This is a genomic window from Sulfurimonas denitrificans DSM 1251, from assembly GCF_000012965.1.
GTDB classification, from domain to species: domain Bacteria; phylum Campylobacterota; class Campylobacteria; order Campylobacterales; family Sulfurimonadaceae; genus Sulfurimonas; species Sulfurimonas denitrificans.
In genome coordinates this window covers 1,838,763-1,855,338 of record NC_007575.1, presented here as the reverse complement: position 1 = coordinate 1,855,338, position 16,576 = coordinate 1,838,763, and the positions used below count along the sequence as shown (strand labels likewise).

Annotated in this window: 16 protein-coding genes; 9 read left to right on the top strand and 7 right to left on the bottom strand. The window is 34.7% G+C overall.

Features of this window, described 5'->3' with window-relative positions; translation table 11 throughout:
• Positions 1-56 precede the first annotated feature (56 nt).
• The 4 genes from nosZ to SUDEN_RS09195 form a co-directional block, all read right to left on the bottom strand.
• On the bottom strand, positions 57-2,651 hold the full coding sequence (gene nosZ, locus SUDEN_RS09210; RefSeq protein WP_011373385.1) for a Sec-dependent nitrous-oxide reductase: 2,595 nt from the start codon (positions 2,649-2,651) through the stop codon (positions 57-59).
• Positions 2,652-2,671: 20 nt separating this feature from the next.
• Positions 2,672-3,970, bottom strand: coding sequence for a c-type cytochrome (locus SUDEN_RS11405; RefSeq protein ID WP_011373384.1), 1,299 nt, complete (start codon positions 3,968-3,970; stop codon positions 2,672-2,674).
• Positions 3,971-4,106: 136 nt separating this feature from the next.
• Positions 4,107-4,475, bottom strand: a complete 369-nt coding sequence (locus SUDEN_RS09200; protein WP_011373383.1) for an HIT family protein — start codon at positions 4,473-4,475, stop codon at positions 4,107-4,109.
• A 175-nt stretch (positions 4,476-4,650) separates the two neighbouring features.
• Positions 4,651-6,273 (bottom strand): DEAD/DEAH box helicase, encoded by a 1,623-nt coding sequence (locus SUDEN_RS09195; RefSeq protein WP_011373382.1) that lies wholly within the window; start codon positions 6,271-6,273, stop codon positions 4,651-4,653.
• Positions 6,274-6,517: 244 nt separating this feature from the next.
• Between SUDEN_RS09195 and SUDEN_RS09190 the strand changes: the two genes are divergently transcribed.
• Positions 6,518-6,715: a hypothetical protein gene (locus SUDEN_RS09190; RefSeq protein ID WP_011373381.1), complete on the top strand. Its 198-nt coding sequence runs from the start codon at positions 6,518-6,520 to the stop codon at positions 6,713-6,715.
• Complete coding sequence (locus SUDEN_RS09185) at positions 6,712-7,095, top strand: DoxX family protein (RefSeq protein WP_011373380.1); 384 nt, start codon at positions 6,712-6,714, stop codon at positions 7,093-7,095. Before SUDEN_RS09190 ends, SUDEN_RS09185 begins: the two co-directional genes overlap by 4 nt.
• A gap of 2 nt (positions 7,096-7,097) precedes the next feature.
• Here SUDEN_RS09185 and SUDEN_RS09180 read toward each other — a convergent pair whose 3' ends face one another.
• Positions 7,098-7,655 carry a CDP-alcohol phosphatidyltransferase family protein gene (locus SUDEN_RS09180; protein WP_011373379.1) on the bottom strand — a complete coding sequence of 186 codons (558 nt, stop codon included), beginning with the start codon at positions 7,653-7,655 and terminating at the stop codon, positions 7,098-7,100.
• Positions 7,656-7,804: 149 nt separating this feature from the next.
• Between SUDEN_RS09180 and SUDEN_RS09175 the strand changes: the two genes are divergently transcribed.
• From SUDEN_RS09175 to mltF, 7 genes are all read left to right on the top strand, one after another.
• The gene (locus SUDEN_RS09175) at positions 7,805-9,124 is read left to right on the top strand and encodes a hypothetical protein (RefSeq protein WP_430742003.1); all 1,320 of its coding nucleotides are present in this window, start codon (positions 7,805-7,807) and stop codon (positions 9,122-9,124) included.
• A gap of 91 nt (positions 9,125-9,215) precedes the next feature.
• Entirely contained in the window at positions 9,216-9,446 is a 231-nt protein-coding gene (locus SUDEN_RS09170; RefSeq protein WP_011373377.1) for a FeoA family protein, read from the top strand.
• A complete protein-coding gene (gene feoB / locus SUDEN_RS09165; RefSeq protein WP_011373376.1) occupies positions 9,443-11,578 on the top strand; it encodes a ferrous iron transport protein B in 2,136 nt (711 codons plus the stop codon). The genes SUDEN_RS09170 and feoB overlap by 4 nt, the downstream gene beginning before the upstream one ends.
• 64 nt (positions 11,579-11,642) lie before the next feature.
• On the top strand, positions 11,643-12,158 hold the full coding sequence (locus SUDEN_RS09160; protein WP_011373375.1) for a ferritin-like domain-containing protein: 516 nt from the start codon (positions 11,643-11,645) through the stop codon (positions 12,156-12,158).
• A gap of 55 nt (positions 12,159-12,213) precedes the next feature.
• Positions 12,214-12,876 carry a response regulator transcription factor gene (locus SUDEN_RS09155; protein WP_011373374.1) on the top strand — a complete coding sequence of 221 codons (663 nt, stop codon included), beginning with the start codon at positions 12,214-12,216 and terminating at the stop codon, positions 12,874-12,876.
• Positions 12,877-12,902: 26 nt separating this feature from the next.
• Positions 12,903-14,177, top strand: a complete 1,275-nt coding sequence (locus tag SUDEN_RS09150) for an ArsS family sensor histidine kinase (RefSeq protein ID WP_011373373.1) — start codon at positions 12,903-12,905, stop codon at positions 14,175-14,177.
• A gap of 35 nt (positions 14,178-14,212) precedes the next feature.
• Entirely contained in the window at positions 14,213-15,616 is a 1,404-nt protein-coding gene (gene mltF, locus SUDEN_RS09145; RefSeq protein WP_238374805.1) for a membrane-bound lytic murein transglycosylase MltF, read from the top strand.
• 71 nt (positions 15,617-15,687) lie between these two features.
• Here mltF and rsfS read toward each other — a convergent pair whose 3' ends face one another.
• Positions 15,688-16,023 carry a ribosome silencing factor gene (gene rsfS / locus SUDEN_RS09140; protein WP_011373371.1) on the bottom strand — a complete coding sequence of 112 codons (336 nt, stop codon included), beginning with the start codon at positions 16,021-16,023 and terminating at the stop codon, positions 15,688-15,690.
• Positions 16,008-16,556 (bottom strand): nicotinate (nicotinamide) nucleotide adenylyltransferase, encoded by a 549-nt coding sequence (gene nadD / locus SUDEN_RS09135; protein WP_011373370.1) that lies wholly within the window; start codon positions 16,554-16,556, stop codon positions 16,008-16,010. Before nadD ends, rsfS begins: the two co-directional genes overlap by 16 nt.
• Positions 16,557-16,576: the final 20 nt, after the last annotated feature.

The following is a 16,576-nucleotide window of genomic DNA, read 5'->3' as shown; positions in this document are numbered from 1 at the left end:
TAATAAGCTCAGATAAAAATAATCTTTTATCTGAGTTATGCAATTAATCTATACAATCAAAACAAATCAGCATTTTCATCTATCCATTTAAAATATTCTATGATATCTTTAATCTCTTCGTCTTTCATGTTTTGATTTGGCATCTTTAGGTTGAAAAACTTAATCAATCTCTCCATGTAGGGTTCTTTAAATTTACTCTCTGGGTTTTTGATATACTCTGCGACCCATTTCTCTGCGTTTCTATGTCGCTTAAGAACACCTATCAAATCAGGACCAGAGCTGACTCTACCGACAACATGACAGCCAGAACATCCTCCTTCATGAAATACCTCTTCTCCTTTTTTTGCCCCTGCTGATTTTTTTGTAGCTAAATTTGTGACCAAAAGATCTTTAGCTCTAATAGCAGAATCAGCGGTTTTAATCATATATTGCCATACCATATTTTCAAAAAGAACTGCATTTTCGAGATTTTTTTCGTTGTATGCTTTTGTTGCTTTTTCTCGCTCAGAATCTATTTTGGTATATTGATCTTTTGCATCATCTACTAGATTCTTTACAGTAGGATATTTTGCATATCCTCTATCTTCAAAAAATTTAAAGAGTGAATCTATAACACTGTTGGTTGCTTCATTATTTGCTAAGATTTTTTCATACTCTTTTTGTAACTCCTCCTTGGAGAGTCCTTTGATTTTTGTTTTTTGAATCCACCCATAATCTTTATTTGGGTCTTTAACTAGCATATATCCAAGCATTTCAATATGAAGTGCAGAGCAAAATTCTGTACAGTAGTAAGGAAAGACACCTTCAATATCTGCTACAAAGTCCAACTGGACACTCTCTCCAGGTTCCACAGAGGCGTGGATGTTATGATGATCAATTGTAAAGCCGTGAGTCTCATCCTGAGCACGCTCTAAATTGGTAATATACATCGTAACCTTATCTCCTTTGTTAAGAGTAATATGTTCAGGATTTATATGTGAGCGTACCATTGTGGAGTAGATATAAACATGATTTCCTTTTCTCTCAATTCTCTCTTGTCCAGCGAGAGTTTTTCCTACATGTGGTTTGAGAGTCTTTGAATTAGTTCCCATGTTATATCTGACTTCCGTATGAATCTTACTTGCTCTAATTGAAGCGGCTTGATGTGGCTCTCCAAGTGGAACAGGCATATCAACAAGAAGTTCCATTTTTTTACCACCAATATCTATGAGCTGGTTATTTTGCGGATGTAATGGACCAACGGGCAAAAATCTATCAATAGAGAGTTTATTTAGAGCGATGAGATACTCTCCTTGAGGGTCAGCAGATTTGCCCTCCATTGCTTCAAGGTGTCCAACGTTATAGTGTATATTTGTTCTATCTAAAAGTTTTAGCTGTTTGTAATTCCATTTTACGACTTGAGAATCAACATATAAAGAGCTATAAATTGTGCCATCTTCCTTGCCAAATGTATTGTGCAGATGCCCAAGTCCAAGTTCTAACTGTCCATGTAGAGATTTTTTAATATCTAAAATTGGTATGCCATAACTATCTTTTGAGGCAAATTCTTTGTTCTCAATCTGCTTTAGAATCTTCTTAAAATCATAAACAGATGCGTGGGTATCTAGTTTGCCTGAAACTATTATGTACTGTCCATCTGGGTTTACATCAACTCCATGAGGAGATTTATTTTCAGGAATTAAGAAAAGTGCGTTGTTTTTAACAGCTATTTCTATGGGTATGACTCTATGTCCATTTATTACTTTAACATTTTTGTCATCTTTTACAAGCTCAGCTAATTTTTTCCAGTTATATACATGTAGGTAGTCCATATCGTTGCGGCTACATCCAGCTTCAAAAGGAGGAAGCCCTTTTTCTATGCCTCCTGTATAGAGCTCTGAATTAAAAGAGTTTGTAAATGCCCATCCATCCGAGATACCTTTGCCTGCATCTGTTAAATCTTGCATATAAGGAGGGAGTTCAAGAGTAAAAGAGTCTTGCTGTGAAATTTTTCCGTTTTTTTTGTCAAATTTCCAAAACGTTACTCCACCTCGATAAACCTCTTCATACGCCTCCATAGGATAATAATCATTTGTAAAAGGGGCTGCGTATTGGCAAGATTCAAGAATATAGTCTGTATTTGGAGTTACAAATGCGCCTCCGTGGCTTGATTTGAAGATTGGATTTACTACGATTTGTGAAGTTTCAAAGTATTTTAAATCAATTACAGCAATTCTTGCATTTGCCTTGTCGTTGATAAAGAGATATTTTCCATCATATTTTCCATCACTCTCAGAGAGCGCTGGATGGTGTGTATCTCCCCAATTAATCTCTCTTCCTCTGATGTTTCCTTGTCTTAAAATCTCTTTTGAATCAGTGTCAAAACCATAGCCTTGCCATGGTTCTGGGGCGAAAACTGCAATATATTTTAAAATTCTCATAGATGGGATGCCATAAACCATCACTTGACCAGATTGTCCTCCGCTGACAAAAGCATAATATTCGTCATGCTTGCCGCTAGGGTTATAAACTTTTAATGCAGCGAGTGCGTCTTTTTCGCTAAGACCACGCTTTTGCATAACTTTTTGAAACTCTGACTCAGCAGTCGCACTTTGCACTATAACTAACACTCCTAAAAGTGCACCATAAACAATCTGCAAATATTTTTTCACGCTATTCTCCTCTATTTTGTCTATTGATTCTCAAATATTGCAATCTCTTCAGAGAGCTCTTGTAAATTCTCATTTGACAAGGAATCAAAAACAGCTATGTGCATATCATCTTCATTTGCTTTGAAATCGAGTAATTTTTTAAGTAACTCATCTTTGCTGAATCCAACAAGTTTTGGTCCAACACTTCCTTCTCCACTATTGCCATGACATGGAGCACAACTACTTTTGTACATTGGACTTACTTTAAATTTTCCAGCAGATCCAGCTCTTTTTTCTAGAGCTTTTATCTTTTGTTCCTGCTCTTTTCTTTGATCTTCTCTCTCTTTTATAAGAGCATCCTTTTCTTGTTGTTTTTGCTCTTGAGTAATCTCTAATACCTCTTTAATCAGTGGTGCCTTAGACTCTTTTGAACTCTCAATAAGGGCAGTGACTTTAGCAAGTGTATCTACTTCTATATCAGTTTTTAAAACATACGCGCTAGCTCCAATACCTAACAATAGAGTAACAATAAAAATAGAGTGTTGCAGATAGGTTGCTTTTGTTAAAGAGTCTGTTTTTTTAGATTTTGATCTAAAATACCATGCTATCAAAGAGAAGATGCTAATAGCTAATAAAACCCAAAAACCTGTAGCAGGGTAGGCATGAGTAGTAAATTGCGCTACTTTTCCATCACCAAAAATTACAGGCGTAAATGGCTCTATTGTAATAGCTCCTGAATGAAGGTTATGCCCAAACCAATATAACCAATAGCCATAAATTCCCAAAAATAAAAAAGGAAGAAGTACGGGAATCGCCATAAGCCAATTAAGCCACTTTTTCTCATAAATGATAAAGAGCATAAGTACAATTGCCAATGCAATTAGTGCATAAGGAGCAAGAGAGCTTTCATATATTCCGCCTCTCTCCATGCGAGCCATTCCTACATAGTGGTTAATGGTGTTCATCTCATGAACCTCTCCGCTGAGGCCATCAAAGTGGATATATACTGGAAGCCCATAAGGAAAAGCCTCTTTTGGATAGTTTGGTGCTTCAAGTGAAAAGTTCCATACGGGAAGTGATGGCACACCTATCTCTTCAGATATTTCAACCATTTTTTCTAAGTTGCCTCTTGCATCTTTTTGGGTATTTACACCAATGTATCTGCCCTTTTGATAAAAATTCCAAAGTGGATAGACGTATGAGGGGATATCTTCAATTTTGTTATCTTTGATGCGCTCAAGAGTTCCATTGAAGCCTACCGAGGGTATAACAAATCCATATAATAAAAGTACTAAGGCGAGAGCGCCAAAGACTCTTGACATCAATAAAGTGATATTCATAAAAACCTCTTTCAATTTAATGTTACTTTAATTGCAGCTGTTTTTATTATACATCAAATTATATTGCTTCGGAGTAAAATTAACTTAAGATTCAAGCTCTAAAAATAGATGCCCATTGTTAAAGTTTGCTCTTAAGTTATCTGTTTTGTAGAGCTTCTTTAACTTTTTTAAAAAACTTCTCTTCATCTGGAAGATTTAATTTTGCTACTCTTAGTTTCTCTCCCCACATTGGGTTTGGAAAGTAGCTATCTTCTTCAAATCTAGCCATTACATGTATATGAACACGAGGTAGCATATTTGCAAATGATGCCATATTTATTTTTTTTGGATTGTAGTATGCTCTCATCTCATCTTCAATGGCGTCATAAACTTCCCATATTTTTACTCTTAAATCTTTTGGAACATCGCCTAACTCTCTGTATGGCTCTTTTGTAAAAATTTTTAGCCATGGAATCTCGCTTTTTTCATTTTCAACATAAAATTCATCATCTTCATAGATAATCATATTTTCTCTTTTTTTGTAAATTATATCTAATTTATACTGCTCATAGAGGGATGGTTTTTATAAAAAAGTTGGTAAAATATTTTTTTGAAGATTTGTCAAAGATTGCAAAAGCTGCAATTTTTTTCAATGTAAAAGTTGTAAAAAACCCGAAATGTATCGGGTTTTTAGAAGTTTTTTAGTCTCTGCTTCTGCTTGTGCGATTTCTATCACCGCTTGGGCGGCTTCTCTCACCTGTGCTTGAAGTTCCACGGTAACCACCGCCACTTGGGCGAGCATTTCTGTCGCCACCCTCACTTGAGCGAGGTCTATCACTACTGCTTGAAGAGCGGTTTCTATCTCCACTTCCAGAGCGATTTCTATCGCCACTTGGGCGAGCGCTTCTGTTTCCACGGAAGTTTCCACGTCCACCTTTAGAATCTCTTCTCTTATCAGCACGTTCTAAGATAGCTGCTAGTTTCTCAGCAGGAATTCCTATGCTATTTGGTCCTTGAATTGCCTGTCTATCTAAAATCATAGATACAAGTTTAAACATGATAGTCGGCTCATCAATATCCTCTTTTAACATATCTAAAATCTGATGTGCCTCATCATAAATGTTATGCTCTTCAATTGAAGTAGCTATTGATTTTAGGTTAATTGCGCGCAAATCATTTTTACTTGGAACAAAGGCGTGAGTCATAGTAGTTCCAACTTTAGTTTTAATACGTTGAAGTTCTTTAAACTCAAGAGGAGTTAAAAGCGTAATTGCTTTACCTTTAGTTCCAGCACGTCCTGTTCGCCCAATTCTATGAACATAAGATTCAGGATCAAAAGGAATATGGTAGTTAAATACATGTGAAATATTATCTACATGTATTCCACGAGCTGCCACGTCTGTTGCAACTAAAACTTTAACACCATTGTTTTTAAAACCTTTAATCACTGTTTCACGTTGGCGTTGTTCCATATCTCCATGTAAACCATTTGCTAAATATCCAGCGCTTGATAAAACATTTGATAGTCTATCTACTTCGCTTTTTGTTCTACAAAATACAATAGACTTTTGACAAGCTTCAGCGTCCATCAAACGGATAATAGCGTCATCTCTCTCACTCTCTTCAATTACATAGTACTCTTGGTTTATATCTGTATTTGTAGTTTCACCTTTTGTGATACTTATAAATTCAGGATTATCTAAGATTCTCTCAGCAAGAAGCTTGATTGGCTTTGGCATAGTAGCTGAGAATAGAAGTGTTTGACGATTTGATGGTAAGTATGAGAAAATCTCATTAATATCATCTAAAAAGCCCATATCTAGCATCTCATCAGCTTCATCAAGAACAACTATGCTAGGAGCAAAATCTTTTAAAAGGTTCTTTTTGAGTATGTCCAAGAGTCTTCCTGGAGTTGCGACAACAACACTTGCACCTCTTTGGATTAAGTCAATTTGTCTGTTATAAGAGCTTCCGCCATAAACTGTTACAGTTCTAGCGCCTATGTTTCTGCCATATTTGAAAAGTTCATCACTTACCTGAGTCGCTAGTTCACGCGTTGGAGTGATAACTAGTATGCCAACACCATCATTAGGGTTGATATTGTTAAGTGCTGGAAGACCAAATGCCGCTGTTTTACCTGTTCCTGTATGAGCTTGACCAACTATGTCACGCCCCGCTAATATAAACGGAATTGCCGCTGCTTGAATAGGACTTGGAACTGTAAATCCAGCATCTTTGACACTGCGAAGTATCTCTTTTTTTAAACCTAAATCATCAAATGTGATCAACTTTTCTTCTGTCTGTGTTTGTGCATTTTCTTGCATCATTTTCCTTTAAGATAGGAGATGATACAAGCATGTCACTAATGACATGGCACCTTCCCCTAGAATATTTGGCGAATTATACCCAAATATATTCTCTTTTTTGTAAAATAAATTATATTTAGAATTGTTTAAGTTGATATTGTGTAGATAGGGCGTTTGTAGCTACTATAATTACGCTATATTTGAATTTTTAGCTATTATTATATAATTTTAAAAGAGAATCGATAGAGAAAAAGAGAAAAAAATGAAGATAGAGACACAATACAGCTATGAAAAAGTATATAGAGTTACCTCAGAGAGTGATATTTTAAAGATAATAGCACAAGAAGTAGGCGACGCAGATCCAGAGGGAACGCTTAAATATATAAAAGAGGCTATAAAAAATTCTAAGGTTATCTTGGTTGGAAGTTGCAGATTTAGAGAAGTTAAGGAGATAAAATGAGTAACGACATTGCAAAATTACTGCTAAGGCTTAGTGTCGGAGTTATGATGCTTTTTCATGGGTTAGATAAGATTATAAACGGTATTGATGGAGTCAAACATCTTCTAGTTAGTGCTGGAGCACCACAGTTTTTAGCTTATGGTGTTTATGTTGGTGAGGTTGTCATACCTATATTTATAATACTTGGTGTTTATGTTAGAGCTGCGTCAGTAATACTGGGGCTAAATATGGTAGCTGCGATTTTTTTGGCGTATGGAGGAGCTCTGTTTTCTTTAGGCAAACATGGCGCACCTGTTTTTGAGTTGCCATTTTTGTATCTTATGATGTCTGTTATTATATTTATGTTAGGAAGTGGAAAGTACGCACTAAACTCAAAATAGATTTATGGATGCGGTACTTTTATTTTTGAGTTTAAGCTCCAACCAATAGCAACCATTAAGAAAAAAACTATAAAAGAGGGTATTAGACTATAAGTTTGTGCTAAGTAAACTAGCCAAAGCAAGATTGCACCAAGAGGAGTAGGAACGCCTATAAAGTGTCTGCTAACCTCTCCAGCGTCTGAGTTTATGTTGAACTCTATGAGTCTTCTAAGCCCAGAAATTACATAATAAACGCTAATGGCTCCAGCTATAAGAAGCATGACACCAGAGAAACTACTGCTATAAATGGCTTGAAATATGAGAAATACGGGAACAAGCACAAAGCTTAAAAAATCTGCAAAGCTATCTAGTTGTATGCCAAACTCATTTGAGAGTTTATATTTTCTAGCAATTTTTCCATCAAAAATATCAAAAGCTCCGCCAATCCAAGCTAAAATAATTGCAAGAAAAAAGTTCTCCTGAGTTATGAAGTAGAGAGCTAACAAGCCAGCAGTAATATTTACAAAAGTAAACATATTTGCTAAATTAAAGTGAGATGATGAGTTGTATAAAAATTTCATAATAATCTTTTAATTGAGATAATAATCTAAAAAAAGATTCTACTATAAAATTTTAACAAGATGGGAGATGATAAGAGTTATCAATATTAAGTTATATGTAAGTTGATATTGATTATCATTCAGGATAAGTTTTTAATAAAGGGTTAAAAATAATTAAAAAAATAGTTCTTAGCGCATTTGCCACTCTTTTTATTTTTAATATTAACGCAAATGCTGCACAAGAAGCATCTCAAAATATAAAAGATAGAGAGCACTCTATTAGAGGTATAATTGACAATGTCTCAAAACCTGATGAAAAAGAGGTCTCAACAGTTGATCGTGCAAAACATGTTTTTAAAGACTCTACTATTTCAGGGCAAGCCAGAGTGTTATACTCTGGTTATAACAGCAATGAAGCCCAAAATCAGTATGCAACTGCCATTGGCGGTATTTTAAAATATGAACTTGCGGAGTATAAAGGTTTTAACGCTGCTATGGAGGTTACAGCCGCACAAGATATAAATTTTGCAACAGGTGATGATACAAAACAAAATAGTGAAATATCTTCAGAAAAAGGGAGTTATATTGAACTCTCTCAAGCTTATATAAATTATAAAAACGATGGATTAAATCTTCGTGCAGGACGTCAATTAATAGATACTCCATTAGCAGACAGCGATGACATTAGAATGATTTTAAATACGTTTGAAGCGTATATAGCAACTTATGAAAATGAAGGGTTAATGCTAACTGGCGGATTGCTAACAAAATGGCAAGGAGTTGACACAGAGCTATCTCCTTCAAATCATTGGTCAGATACTGGAGATGATGGAACATATTTTGGTGGAATTTCATACTCTACAAAATTTTTAGATACAAGAGTTTGGTATTATGATATATCAAAAGATACAAATCCAAACAGTGCAACAGGAAATGTTGCAAACTCTTCTCTTTACGCAGATATTTCACTCCACTTAGCTATATCACAAAACTATGCTATCCACGCAAACGCACAGTATTTAAATCAGAAAGAATCACACGATAGCGCAATAGACTCTTCCATATATGGCGTTATGGCAGAGTTTGTAATATTTGAAGATTTTGCTATATCTGCTGCGTATAATAAATCCAAAAGAGAAGCGGATAAAAGAAGTTTTTCTGGTTTTGGAGGAGGAACCTTGTACACAAATATGGATTCTATGATTATTGATGCTATTACGGCGGATAGGGATGCAAAAGCCATTGTTATGGGTATTACTTATAGAATTGGTAAATTTGGTTTTATGTATGCTTATGGAGATTTTGATGGAGATGCAAACTCTTTGCAGGCAAAAGAGCATATAATAGAACAAAATCTAGGTTTTGAATATAAAGCGAATGAAAATCTAACTATTGCAGCTATATATGTTAAAAACAGCGACAAAGAAAATAGTGGAAGTAATGATGGAGATTGGGAAAATATAAGAGTGTTTGCTTCATATAGTTTTTGATTTTAACCGATATTTAATATGATATTTATTATCATTATATATTAACGTGCGTTTTACTTTATAATACTAGATAAAAATAAAAGATAAAAAAATGAAAAAAAAATTAAGTGAATGTAAAAAAGCTTGTGTAGTAAGAGTTACAAAACTAAATGCAGATGCAGAGTTAAAACAGAGACTCATCTCTTTTGGTGTTATGAAAGATGTGATTGTAGAAGTCTTAGAGTATGCTCCTGCAAAAAGTACAATAGAGATAAAAGTAGGTAATACAAGGCTGGCTCTAAGAGCAAAAGAAGCTGATTTAATAGAGGTAGAAAAGATATGAAAAGCGTAGCAAAAAGCTGTCCTATTACAGCAAAACATATAAAAATTGCACTAGTTGGTCAGCCAAATGTTGGAAAGAGCATGCTTATCAACTCTATCTCAAAAGCGAATCTACATGTAGGAAATTTTACAGGCGTTACAGTGGAGAAGAGCGAAGTTCTTTTTGACTATAAAGATTACCATTTTACTGTTGTAGATCTTCCAGGAACTTACGCTCTAAGTGAGTACTCTATTGAAGAGAGAGTTACAACTGATTATCTTTATAAAGAGCATTATGATTTGATTGTCAATGTTGTTGATTCTACAAACTTAGAGAAAAACCTCCAATTAACTGCTGAACTTATGAGTATAGGCAAAAAAATTGTTATCGCTTTAAATATGAGTGATGAGGCACAAAAAGAGGGCATAGAGATAGATGACAAGCAGATGTCTCTTATACTTGGCATTACATGTATAAAAGTCTCCGCTGCTACAAAATTTGGAATTGAGACACTTATAAAAGCTCTTATAGATGAGTTTGAGAGTGAAAAAATTGAAAATAAACTTCTCTTTAGTGAAGCAGTTGAAGAGGAGATATCTTTGATTGTGCGCAGTTTGGCAAAGCATAAATACAAAGATGAAAACTCTTATAGAAATGTAGCTATAAATATTTTAAAAGGTGAGAAAAAAACTTATGCAAAGTTGCATGACAATCCTATCTGGACAGAGCTGCAACCACTAGTTATAGAGGCTCTAAAACATATAGAACTCCACCATGAGAGTGATGATATAAAAGAGGCTTTTGCCTCTGAATATGCAGCTTTTAACAGAGGTGTGATACATGAAGTTTTAAAATATGCCAAAGAGATACAGAAGAGAACGCTAACAGATAAAATAGATGCTGTTTTAATACACAATATTTTTGGAATTCCTATATTTCTGTTTTTTATGTGGTCTCTTTTTCAGTTGACTTTTGAGATAGGTTCTATTCCTATGGATTGGATTGATGGCTTTTTCTCATGGCTAGGTGAGACTGTAGGAGCGACAATTGCAAATGATGATATACGCTCTTTAATCGTAGATGGAGTCATAGCTGGAGTTGGTGCTGTTGTGCTTTTTGTTCCAAATATAGCGATACTCTTTGTTGGTATTGCTCTTTTGGAGAGTACTGGTTATATGTCAAGAGTAGCATTCTTGCTAGATGGTTTCTTTCACAAGTTTGGACTTCATGGACAATCTTTTATCCCGCTGGTCACTGGTTTTGGCTGCTCGATTCCCGCTTACATGTCAGCTAGAATATTAAAGAACGATAGAGACAGACTTCTTACTCTTTTTATCATAGGATTTATGAGTTGTGGGGCTAGACTGCCTGTTTACGTACTTTTTGCAGGTGCATTTTTTTCTGAGAGTATGGCTGGAAATATCCTATTTGCTATCTATATAACTGGAGCTGCAATTGGTTTGCTAGCTGCTAAGATTTTAAAACTTACAGCATTTAAGGGTGTGGATGAGCCTTTTGTTATGGAGATGCCAAAGTATAGACTTCCATCATTAAAACTTATTTGGCATACAGTTGTTACAAAGACTTTGATGTATCTAAAAAAAGCTGGTACATTTATAGCAGCAGCTTCAATTCTTATCTGGTTTTTTAGTAACTATCCACATAATGTGGAGCTACAAGAGAGTTTTGATGCAAAAATAGAGAGCGCAACAAGCGAAGAAGAAAAGAGAGAGTTTGAAAATAGCTTTGCACAAGAGCATCTAAAACAGAGCTATTTAGGTCAAATTGGAATGTTTTCTGAGCCTATTTTTGCACCGCTTGGTTTTGATTGGAAGATGAGTGTAGCACTTCAAACGGGACTCGCTGCTAAAGAGGTAGTTGTTTCAACACTTGGCGTTTTGTACTCACTTGGTAATGATGTAGATGAGCAGAATAGTTCACTAAAAGAGATAATTTCAAAAAATATTCCTTTTGCTTCTGCGGTTGCTTTTATTGTTGTAATAATGATTTATCTGCCTTGTTTGGCTGCTTCAGTCGTCTTTACACGTGAAGCTGGAGGAATAAAATACTTCTTTTATCTCTTGACATTTACTTCCATAGCAGCTTATTCATTAGCTTTCATAGCTTACAATATTACAAAGTTCTTGGAGTAAAAATTATAATTTAAGACTCAAAGAACTATACTAGTAGAGATAAAAACACTTTAAGGAGTAAGTTATGGCAAAGTTTGGAAATTCGATTATCAAAGGTTTAGAGATTAGTGAGATAATCACTATATTAAACAGAGCTTATGCTGATGAGTGGTTGGCATATTATCAATACTTTATTGAAGCTAAAGTTGTAAAAGGAATTATGAAAGATGCGGCTATTGCGGAACTTACGCAGCATGCAGCAGATGAGCTAAGACATGCTAACATGGTAGCGGACAGAATTTTACAACTAGGCGGTACTCCTCTGCTAAATCCAAAAGATTGGTTTACACATACAAATTGTGGATATGAAGAACCAACACACTTTGATGTTGTAAATATACTGCAAGACTCTATCAAAGGCGAGCAGTGTGCTATATCTATCTACTCAACACTAGTTGATATGACAAGAGATAAAGATATAGTTACTTATGATATTGTTTCTCAAATATTAGCAGATGAAGTGGAGCATGAAGAGGATTTACAGGCCTTACATGACGATATTACAGAGTTTATAACAGACTTGAAAAAGTCTCTTAATTAATGATGAAATCAAAACCATTAACTAGCTATTATTTGATCTCTGTTAAGATTTGAGCATGAAAAAAATATTAATGATTGAAGATGATTTGGAACTTGCTGAAATTCTTACGGAGTACTTACAGCAGTTTGGATTTGATGTTGTTACAGAAGATGACCCTTTTAAAGCGGTTAGTATCTTAAAGTTGGAACCATTTGATTTGGTTATCCTTGATTTAACTCTTCCTGGAATGGATGGTTTAGAAGTTTGTGAAGCAATTCGTGAGCGTCAAGACATACCTATAATCATCTCTTCAGCTAGAAGTGATGTAACAGATAAAGTAAAAGCGTTAGAACTTGGTGCGGATGATTATATTCCAAAGCCTTACGATCCCAGAGAACTTGAGGCTAGAATCCACTCAGTTTTAAGACGTTATGAAGCAAAATCACAACAAAAAGAGGAGTCAAAGAGCGACTTTAAATGTGACATGTCTTCGATGATGATTACATATCGCGGAAGAAACATAGACCTTACAAATGCTGAATTTGGCATACTCTCATATATGATTGCAAAGCAAGGTTTAGTGGTTTCAAGAGAAGATTTGATTCATAATGTAAATGCTATAAATGAAGACTCTTCAAACAAAAGTATTGATGTTATGGTCGGTAGAATAAGAAATAAACTTGGAGACAAATCTCTAATCGAATCTGTTAGAGGCGTTGGATATAAACTTCTTAAATAGTTCTCATTGTTTTAGGAGATAAACCAATGCGCAAACATGCCGTCTTAATAACTGTTCTATTTGCGCTCACTGTTACTTTAGTGAGCGTGAGTGTTGTATTTTGGAAATTTTTTCAACTTAACAAACAAAACTACATAAACAATATCTTCACAAAACACGCTATTATCACTCAAATATATCAACAACATCAACAAAAAGTAGATTCTCAAATTATGCTTGAAGCAAATTTGGCAGTTTACAATTTTGTTTTAGAAAAAGATGAAAAAGATATTGAGATAGTTTTAAAAAATGCAAAGATTTTAAAGAAAAAAGATTTTCAAAATGTGAATTCCTCTTTGCTTTTCTCTGGAAATGGTTTCTATACAAAGCAAATTGTAACAGATTTAACAGCTACTATGCTTGAGTTTAATAGAAAAATATACTTCTATCTTCAGTCACCTTCCTCTTCGGTACTTATTTTGGATGAAGAGCTAAAACCATATAAATACTGGAATGTTGCCTACTCATATCTGGTTATAATCTTTATTATTTCTGTCTCATTTGTGCTGATTTTAAGAAAACTTCGACCTCTTATTAGGCTTAGAAAAAAGATTGCACTTTATGGTGATGGAGATATGAATGTCTCTTTTAAGGCAAATGGACACGATGAAATAGCACTTGTCTCAAATGAACTAGAAGCAACAAGAGAGAAGATAAATCTTATACTAGAGTCAAGGACTCTGTTTTTAAGAAATATTATGCATGAGCTAAAAACACCAATCGCAAAAGGTACTATTGCAACTCAGATGTTAGAGTCACAAAAACAAAAAGATAGATTTAGCTCCATATTTGGTCGTCTTGAGTCACTTGTAAATGAGTTTGCTCTCATTGAAGAGGTTACATGTATGGGAGATAAAACAGATTTTAAAGAGTATCGGCTTGTTGATATAATAGATGGCGCAATAGATATGGCGATGATAGAGCGAAGTAGTATAACTGTTGAGGTTGATGCGGTACATAAGATAAATGCAAATTTTAGGCTCTATACAACAGCTATAAAAAATATGATAGATAATGGCATAAAGTACTCTATTGATTCACATGTAAAGATTCTTATAAAAGGGCATGAGTTAGCCTTTGAGAGCAGGGGTGAATGTATAGCTCATCCTCTTCAGTATTATATAGAGCCTTTTACAAAAGACAACCCTTCTAAAAATAGTTTTGGACTTGGATTATATCTTGTTGACTCTATCTTAAAAGCCCACAATCAGGTTCTAGCACATGAGTATGAAAATGGGATTAACCGTTTTATTTTTGCGTAAGTTTTGAGAGATAAACTACTGCTATGAATAAATATATGAAGAGAGGATCTGTTGCACTTTTTGCAATAAGTTTCTTTGCATTTGGCTGGATGACACATGCGCTTTACAATGACGCATACAAGATGATAAAAGAGAGCACTTTAAAGAAGATTAAAAAAAGTGGAGCTCTTAATGTAGTACTTCTTAATGCGCCATCAACTTACTATATTGGCTCAGATGGACCAAAAGGCTTTGAGTACGATTTACTTGAATCATACGCAAATCACTTAGGTGTAAAGCTAAATATAACCACAGCAAATACTATAAAAGAAGCGCTAGAGCTTAGTAAAAATCCAGATATTCATATAACATCCGCATCTTTGACAAAAACACCAGAGAGAGAAAAAGAGTTTAACTTTGGTCCATCATATTTTGAAGCCCAAGAACAGGTAGTCTGCAATAAATCACTGCTCTTAGATGGAAGATTTCCAAGTGATGCAGATAGCCTCTCAGGCTTAAGAGTAGTTGTAGGCGATAGCACTAGTTATAGCGAGACTATTGAGAGTTTGAAAAAAGAGGGATTTGATATTAATGCTACATATACAGCCGAATATTCAACTGAAGAGCTCATCTCGCAAGTAGATACGCATGAGATAGACTGCACAATAATAGACTCAAACATATATGCGTTGAATCAGCGCTATTTTAAAAATATTGTACTTGCTTTTGATATAAGCAACAGAAGACAACAAGCGTGGATTTTAACCCCAGATTCTAAGATGTTAAAAAATGACATGTACTCTTGGTTAAATACGGTAAATCAAAGCGGAGAGATGGCAAGGCTTAAAGATCACTACTACAGTTATGTCCTCTTTTTTGATTACTATGACACTGTTATGTTTTACAAAAGAATTAAAACAAGATTGCCAAAATATGAGAGTTATTTTAAAGAGGCGGCTGTTAAATATGAAATTCCCTACTCAGCACTAGCGGCACTCTCTTATCAAGAGTCTCACTGGAATCCAAACGCAGTAAGCTATACAGGTGTTAGAGGATTGATGATGCTAACACAAGATACAGCATCTATGCTAGGAGTCAAAAATAGAATTGATCCACAGGAGAGTATTTTTGGTGGAGCAAAACATCTAGATCAGATGATAAAAAGCGTTCATGCTGATGTGACGGGAGAAGATCGCCTTAAATTTGCTCTTGCTGCTTATAATGTTGGATTGGGGCACGTAGCTGATGCTCAAAAACTGGCGCAGCAACTAGGATTAAACCAAAATAGCTGGGCAGATTTGAAAAAAGTTTTACCAATGCTTTCGCAGAAAAAATATTATAGAACCCTTAAACATGGCTATGCAAGAGGAAACGAAGCTGTTAAATATGTAGATGCAATTTACGATTATAGGGATATTTTACAAAAAAATGATGTTGAGGTGTCTTTAACAACAAAGTAAATATTTTAGTAGGATTGATTTTTTCTCACGCACGAGAAGATGCGTGAAGCTTTTGTAAAAAGCAAATAAAATTAAAGAGGCATACCCTCTTTGCCATTAGAAAGAGATGCTAAAAAGCTCTCCATATCATATTTTACTCTGTATTCAGGTGTCATGATGTGTATGAGAACATCGCCTAAATCCACAACAATCCAATCACTACTCTCATCAACTGCATTAAATTTTTCTGCTGGTTTTAGCTCATTTTTGAGATGATCCAAAAGAGCTGATGTATGTCTTGAACCAAGAGATGATGCTATAATCGCATAATCTACAAAGTAGTTTTTCTCTCTTAAATCAAAAACCTCTATATTTTCTGCTTTATTTTTATCTAAAACGTCTGTTATTTTCTCTATTCTGTTTTGCAATGCTCTTCCTTATAAAAATCATATATCTCTTTTGCACACTTCTTTGGCAGTTTTGAGAGTTGTATATTCTCTCTTAGCTGCGTTGATGATATTTTTTCATCAACGCTTAGCATTATAAACTCATCTGGAATCTCTATATCATCTCTTGTGGCTACTACAAAAGTAACAAGCTCTTTTAGCTCATCGTAACTATTCCAATCCCTAAGTTTAGCAAGATTATCAGCACCTATTACAAGATATATTTTTTTATAACTCTCTAAGAGGTGTTTTGCTGTCTCTATGGTTGGAACTTGTCTATTTTGTAAAACTTCATAATCTGATACTTCAACTCTCTTCTCCTCTTTAAAAATTTCTCTGAGCCATTTCACTCTAAGTGAAGAAGGAGCGTAAAAATTTGATTTAAAAGGATTTAAAAACGTCGGCATTATTATAATTTTATCAATATCTTTAAATTTCTTTAAAGCCTCTATAATAGCCTCATGACCGATATGCGGTGGGTCGAATGAGCCACCAAAAAGTGCGATTGTATCCATATTTAAAGCGAATTATAACT

Coding starts and splice junctions, on each gene's coding strand:
- SUDEN_RS11405 (WP_011373384.1), bottom strand. CDS start 3,970: ATGAATATCACTTTATTGATGTCAAGAGTCTTTGGCGCTCTCGCCTTA.
- SUDEN_RS09200 (WP_011373383.1), bottom strand. CDS start 4,475: ATGATTATCTATGAAGATGATGAATTTTATGTTGAAAATGAAAAAAGC.
- SUDEN_RS09195 (WP_011373382.1), bottom strand. CDS start 6,273: ATGCAAGAAAATGCACAAACACAGACAGAAGAAAAGTTGATCACATTT.
- SUDEN_RS09190 (WP_011373381.1), top strand. CDS start 6,518: ATGAAGATAGAGACACAATACAGCTATGAAAAAGTATATAGAGTTACC.
- SUDEN_RS09185 (WP_011373380.1), top strand. CDS start 6,712: ATGAGTAACGACATTGCAAAATTACTGCTAAGGCTTAGTGTCGGAGTT.
- SUDEN_RS09180 (WP_011373379.1), bottom strand. CDS start 7,655: ATGAAATTTTTATACAACTCATCATCTCACTTTAATTTAGCAAATATG.
- SUDEN_RS09170 (WP_011373377.1), top strand. CDS start 9,216: ATGAAAAAAAAATTAAGTGAATGTAAAAAAGCTTGTGTAGTAAGAGTT.
- feoB (WP_011373376.1), top strand. CDS start 9,443: ATGAAAAGCGTAGCAAAAAGCTGTCCTATTACAGCAAAACATATAAAA.
- SUDEN_RS09160 (WP_011373375.1), top strand. CDS start 11,643: ATGGCAAAGTTTGGAAATTCGATTATCAAAGGTTTAGAGATTAGTGAG.
- SUDEN_RS09155 (WP_011373374.1), top strand. CDS start 12,214: ATGAAAAAAATATTAATGATTGAAGATGATTTGGAACTTGCTGAAATT.
- SUDEN_RS09150 (WP_011373373.1), top strand. CDS start 12,903: ATGCGCAAACATGCCGTCTTAATAACTGTTCTATTTGCGCTCACTGTT.
- mltF (WP_238374805.1), top strand. CDS start 14,213: ATGAAGAGAGGATCTGTTGCACTTTTTGCAATAAGTTTCTTTGCATTT.
- nadD (WP_011373370.1), bottom strand. CDS start 16,556: ATGGATACAATCGCACTTTTTGGTGGCTCATTCGACCCACCGCATATC.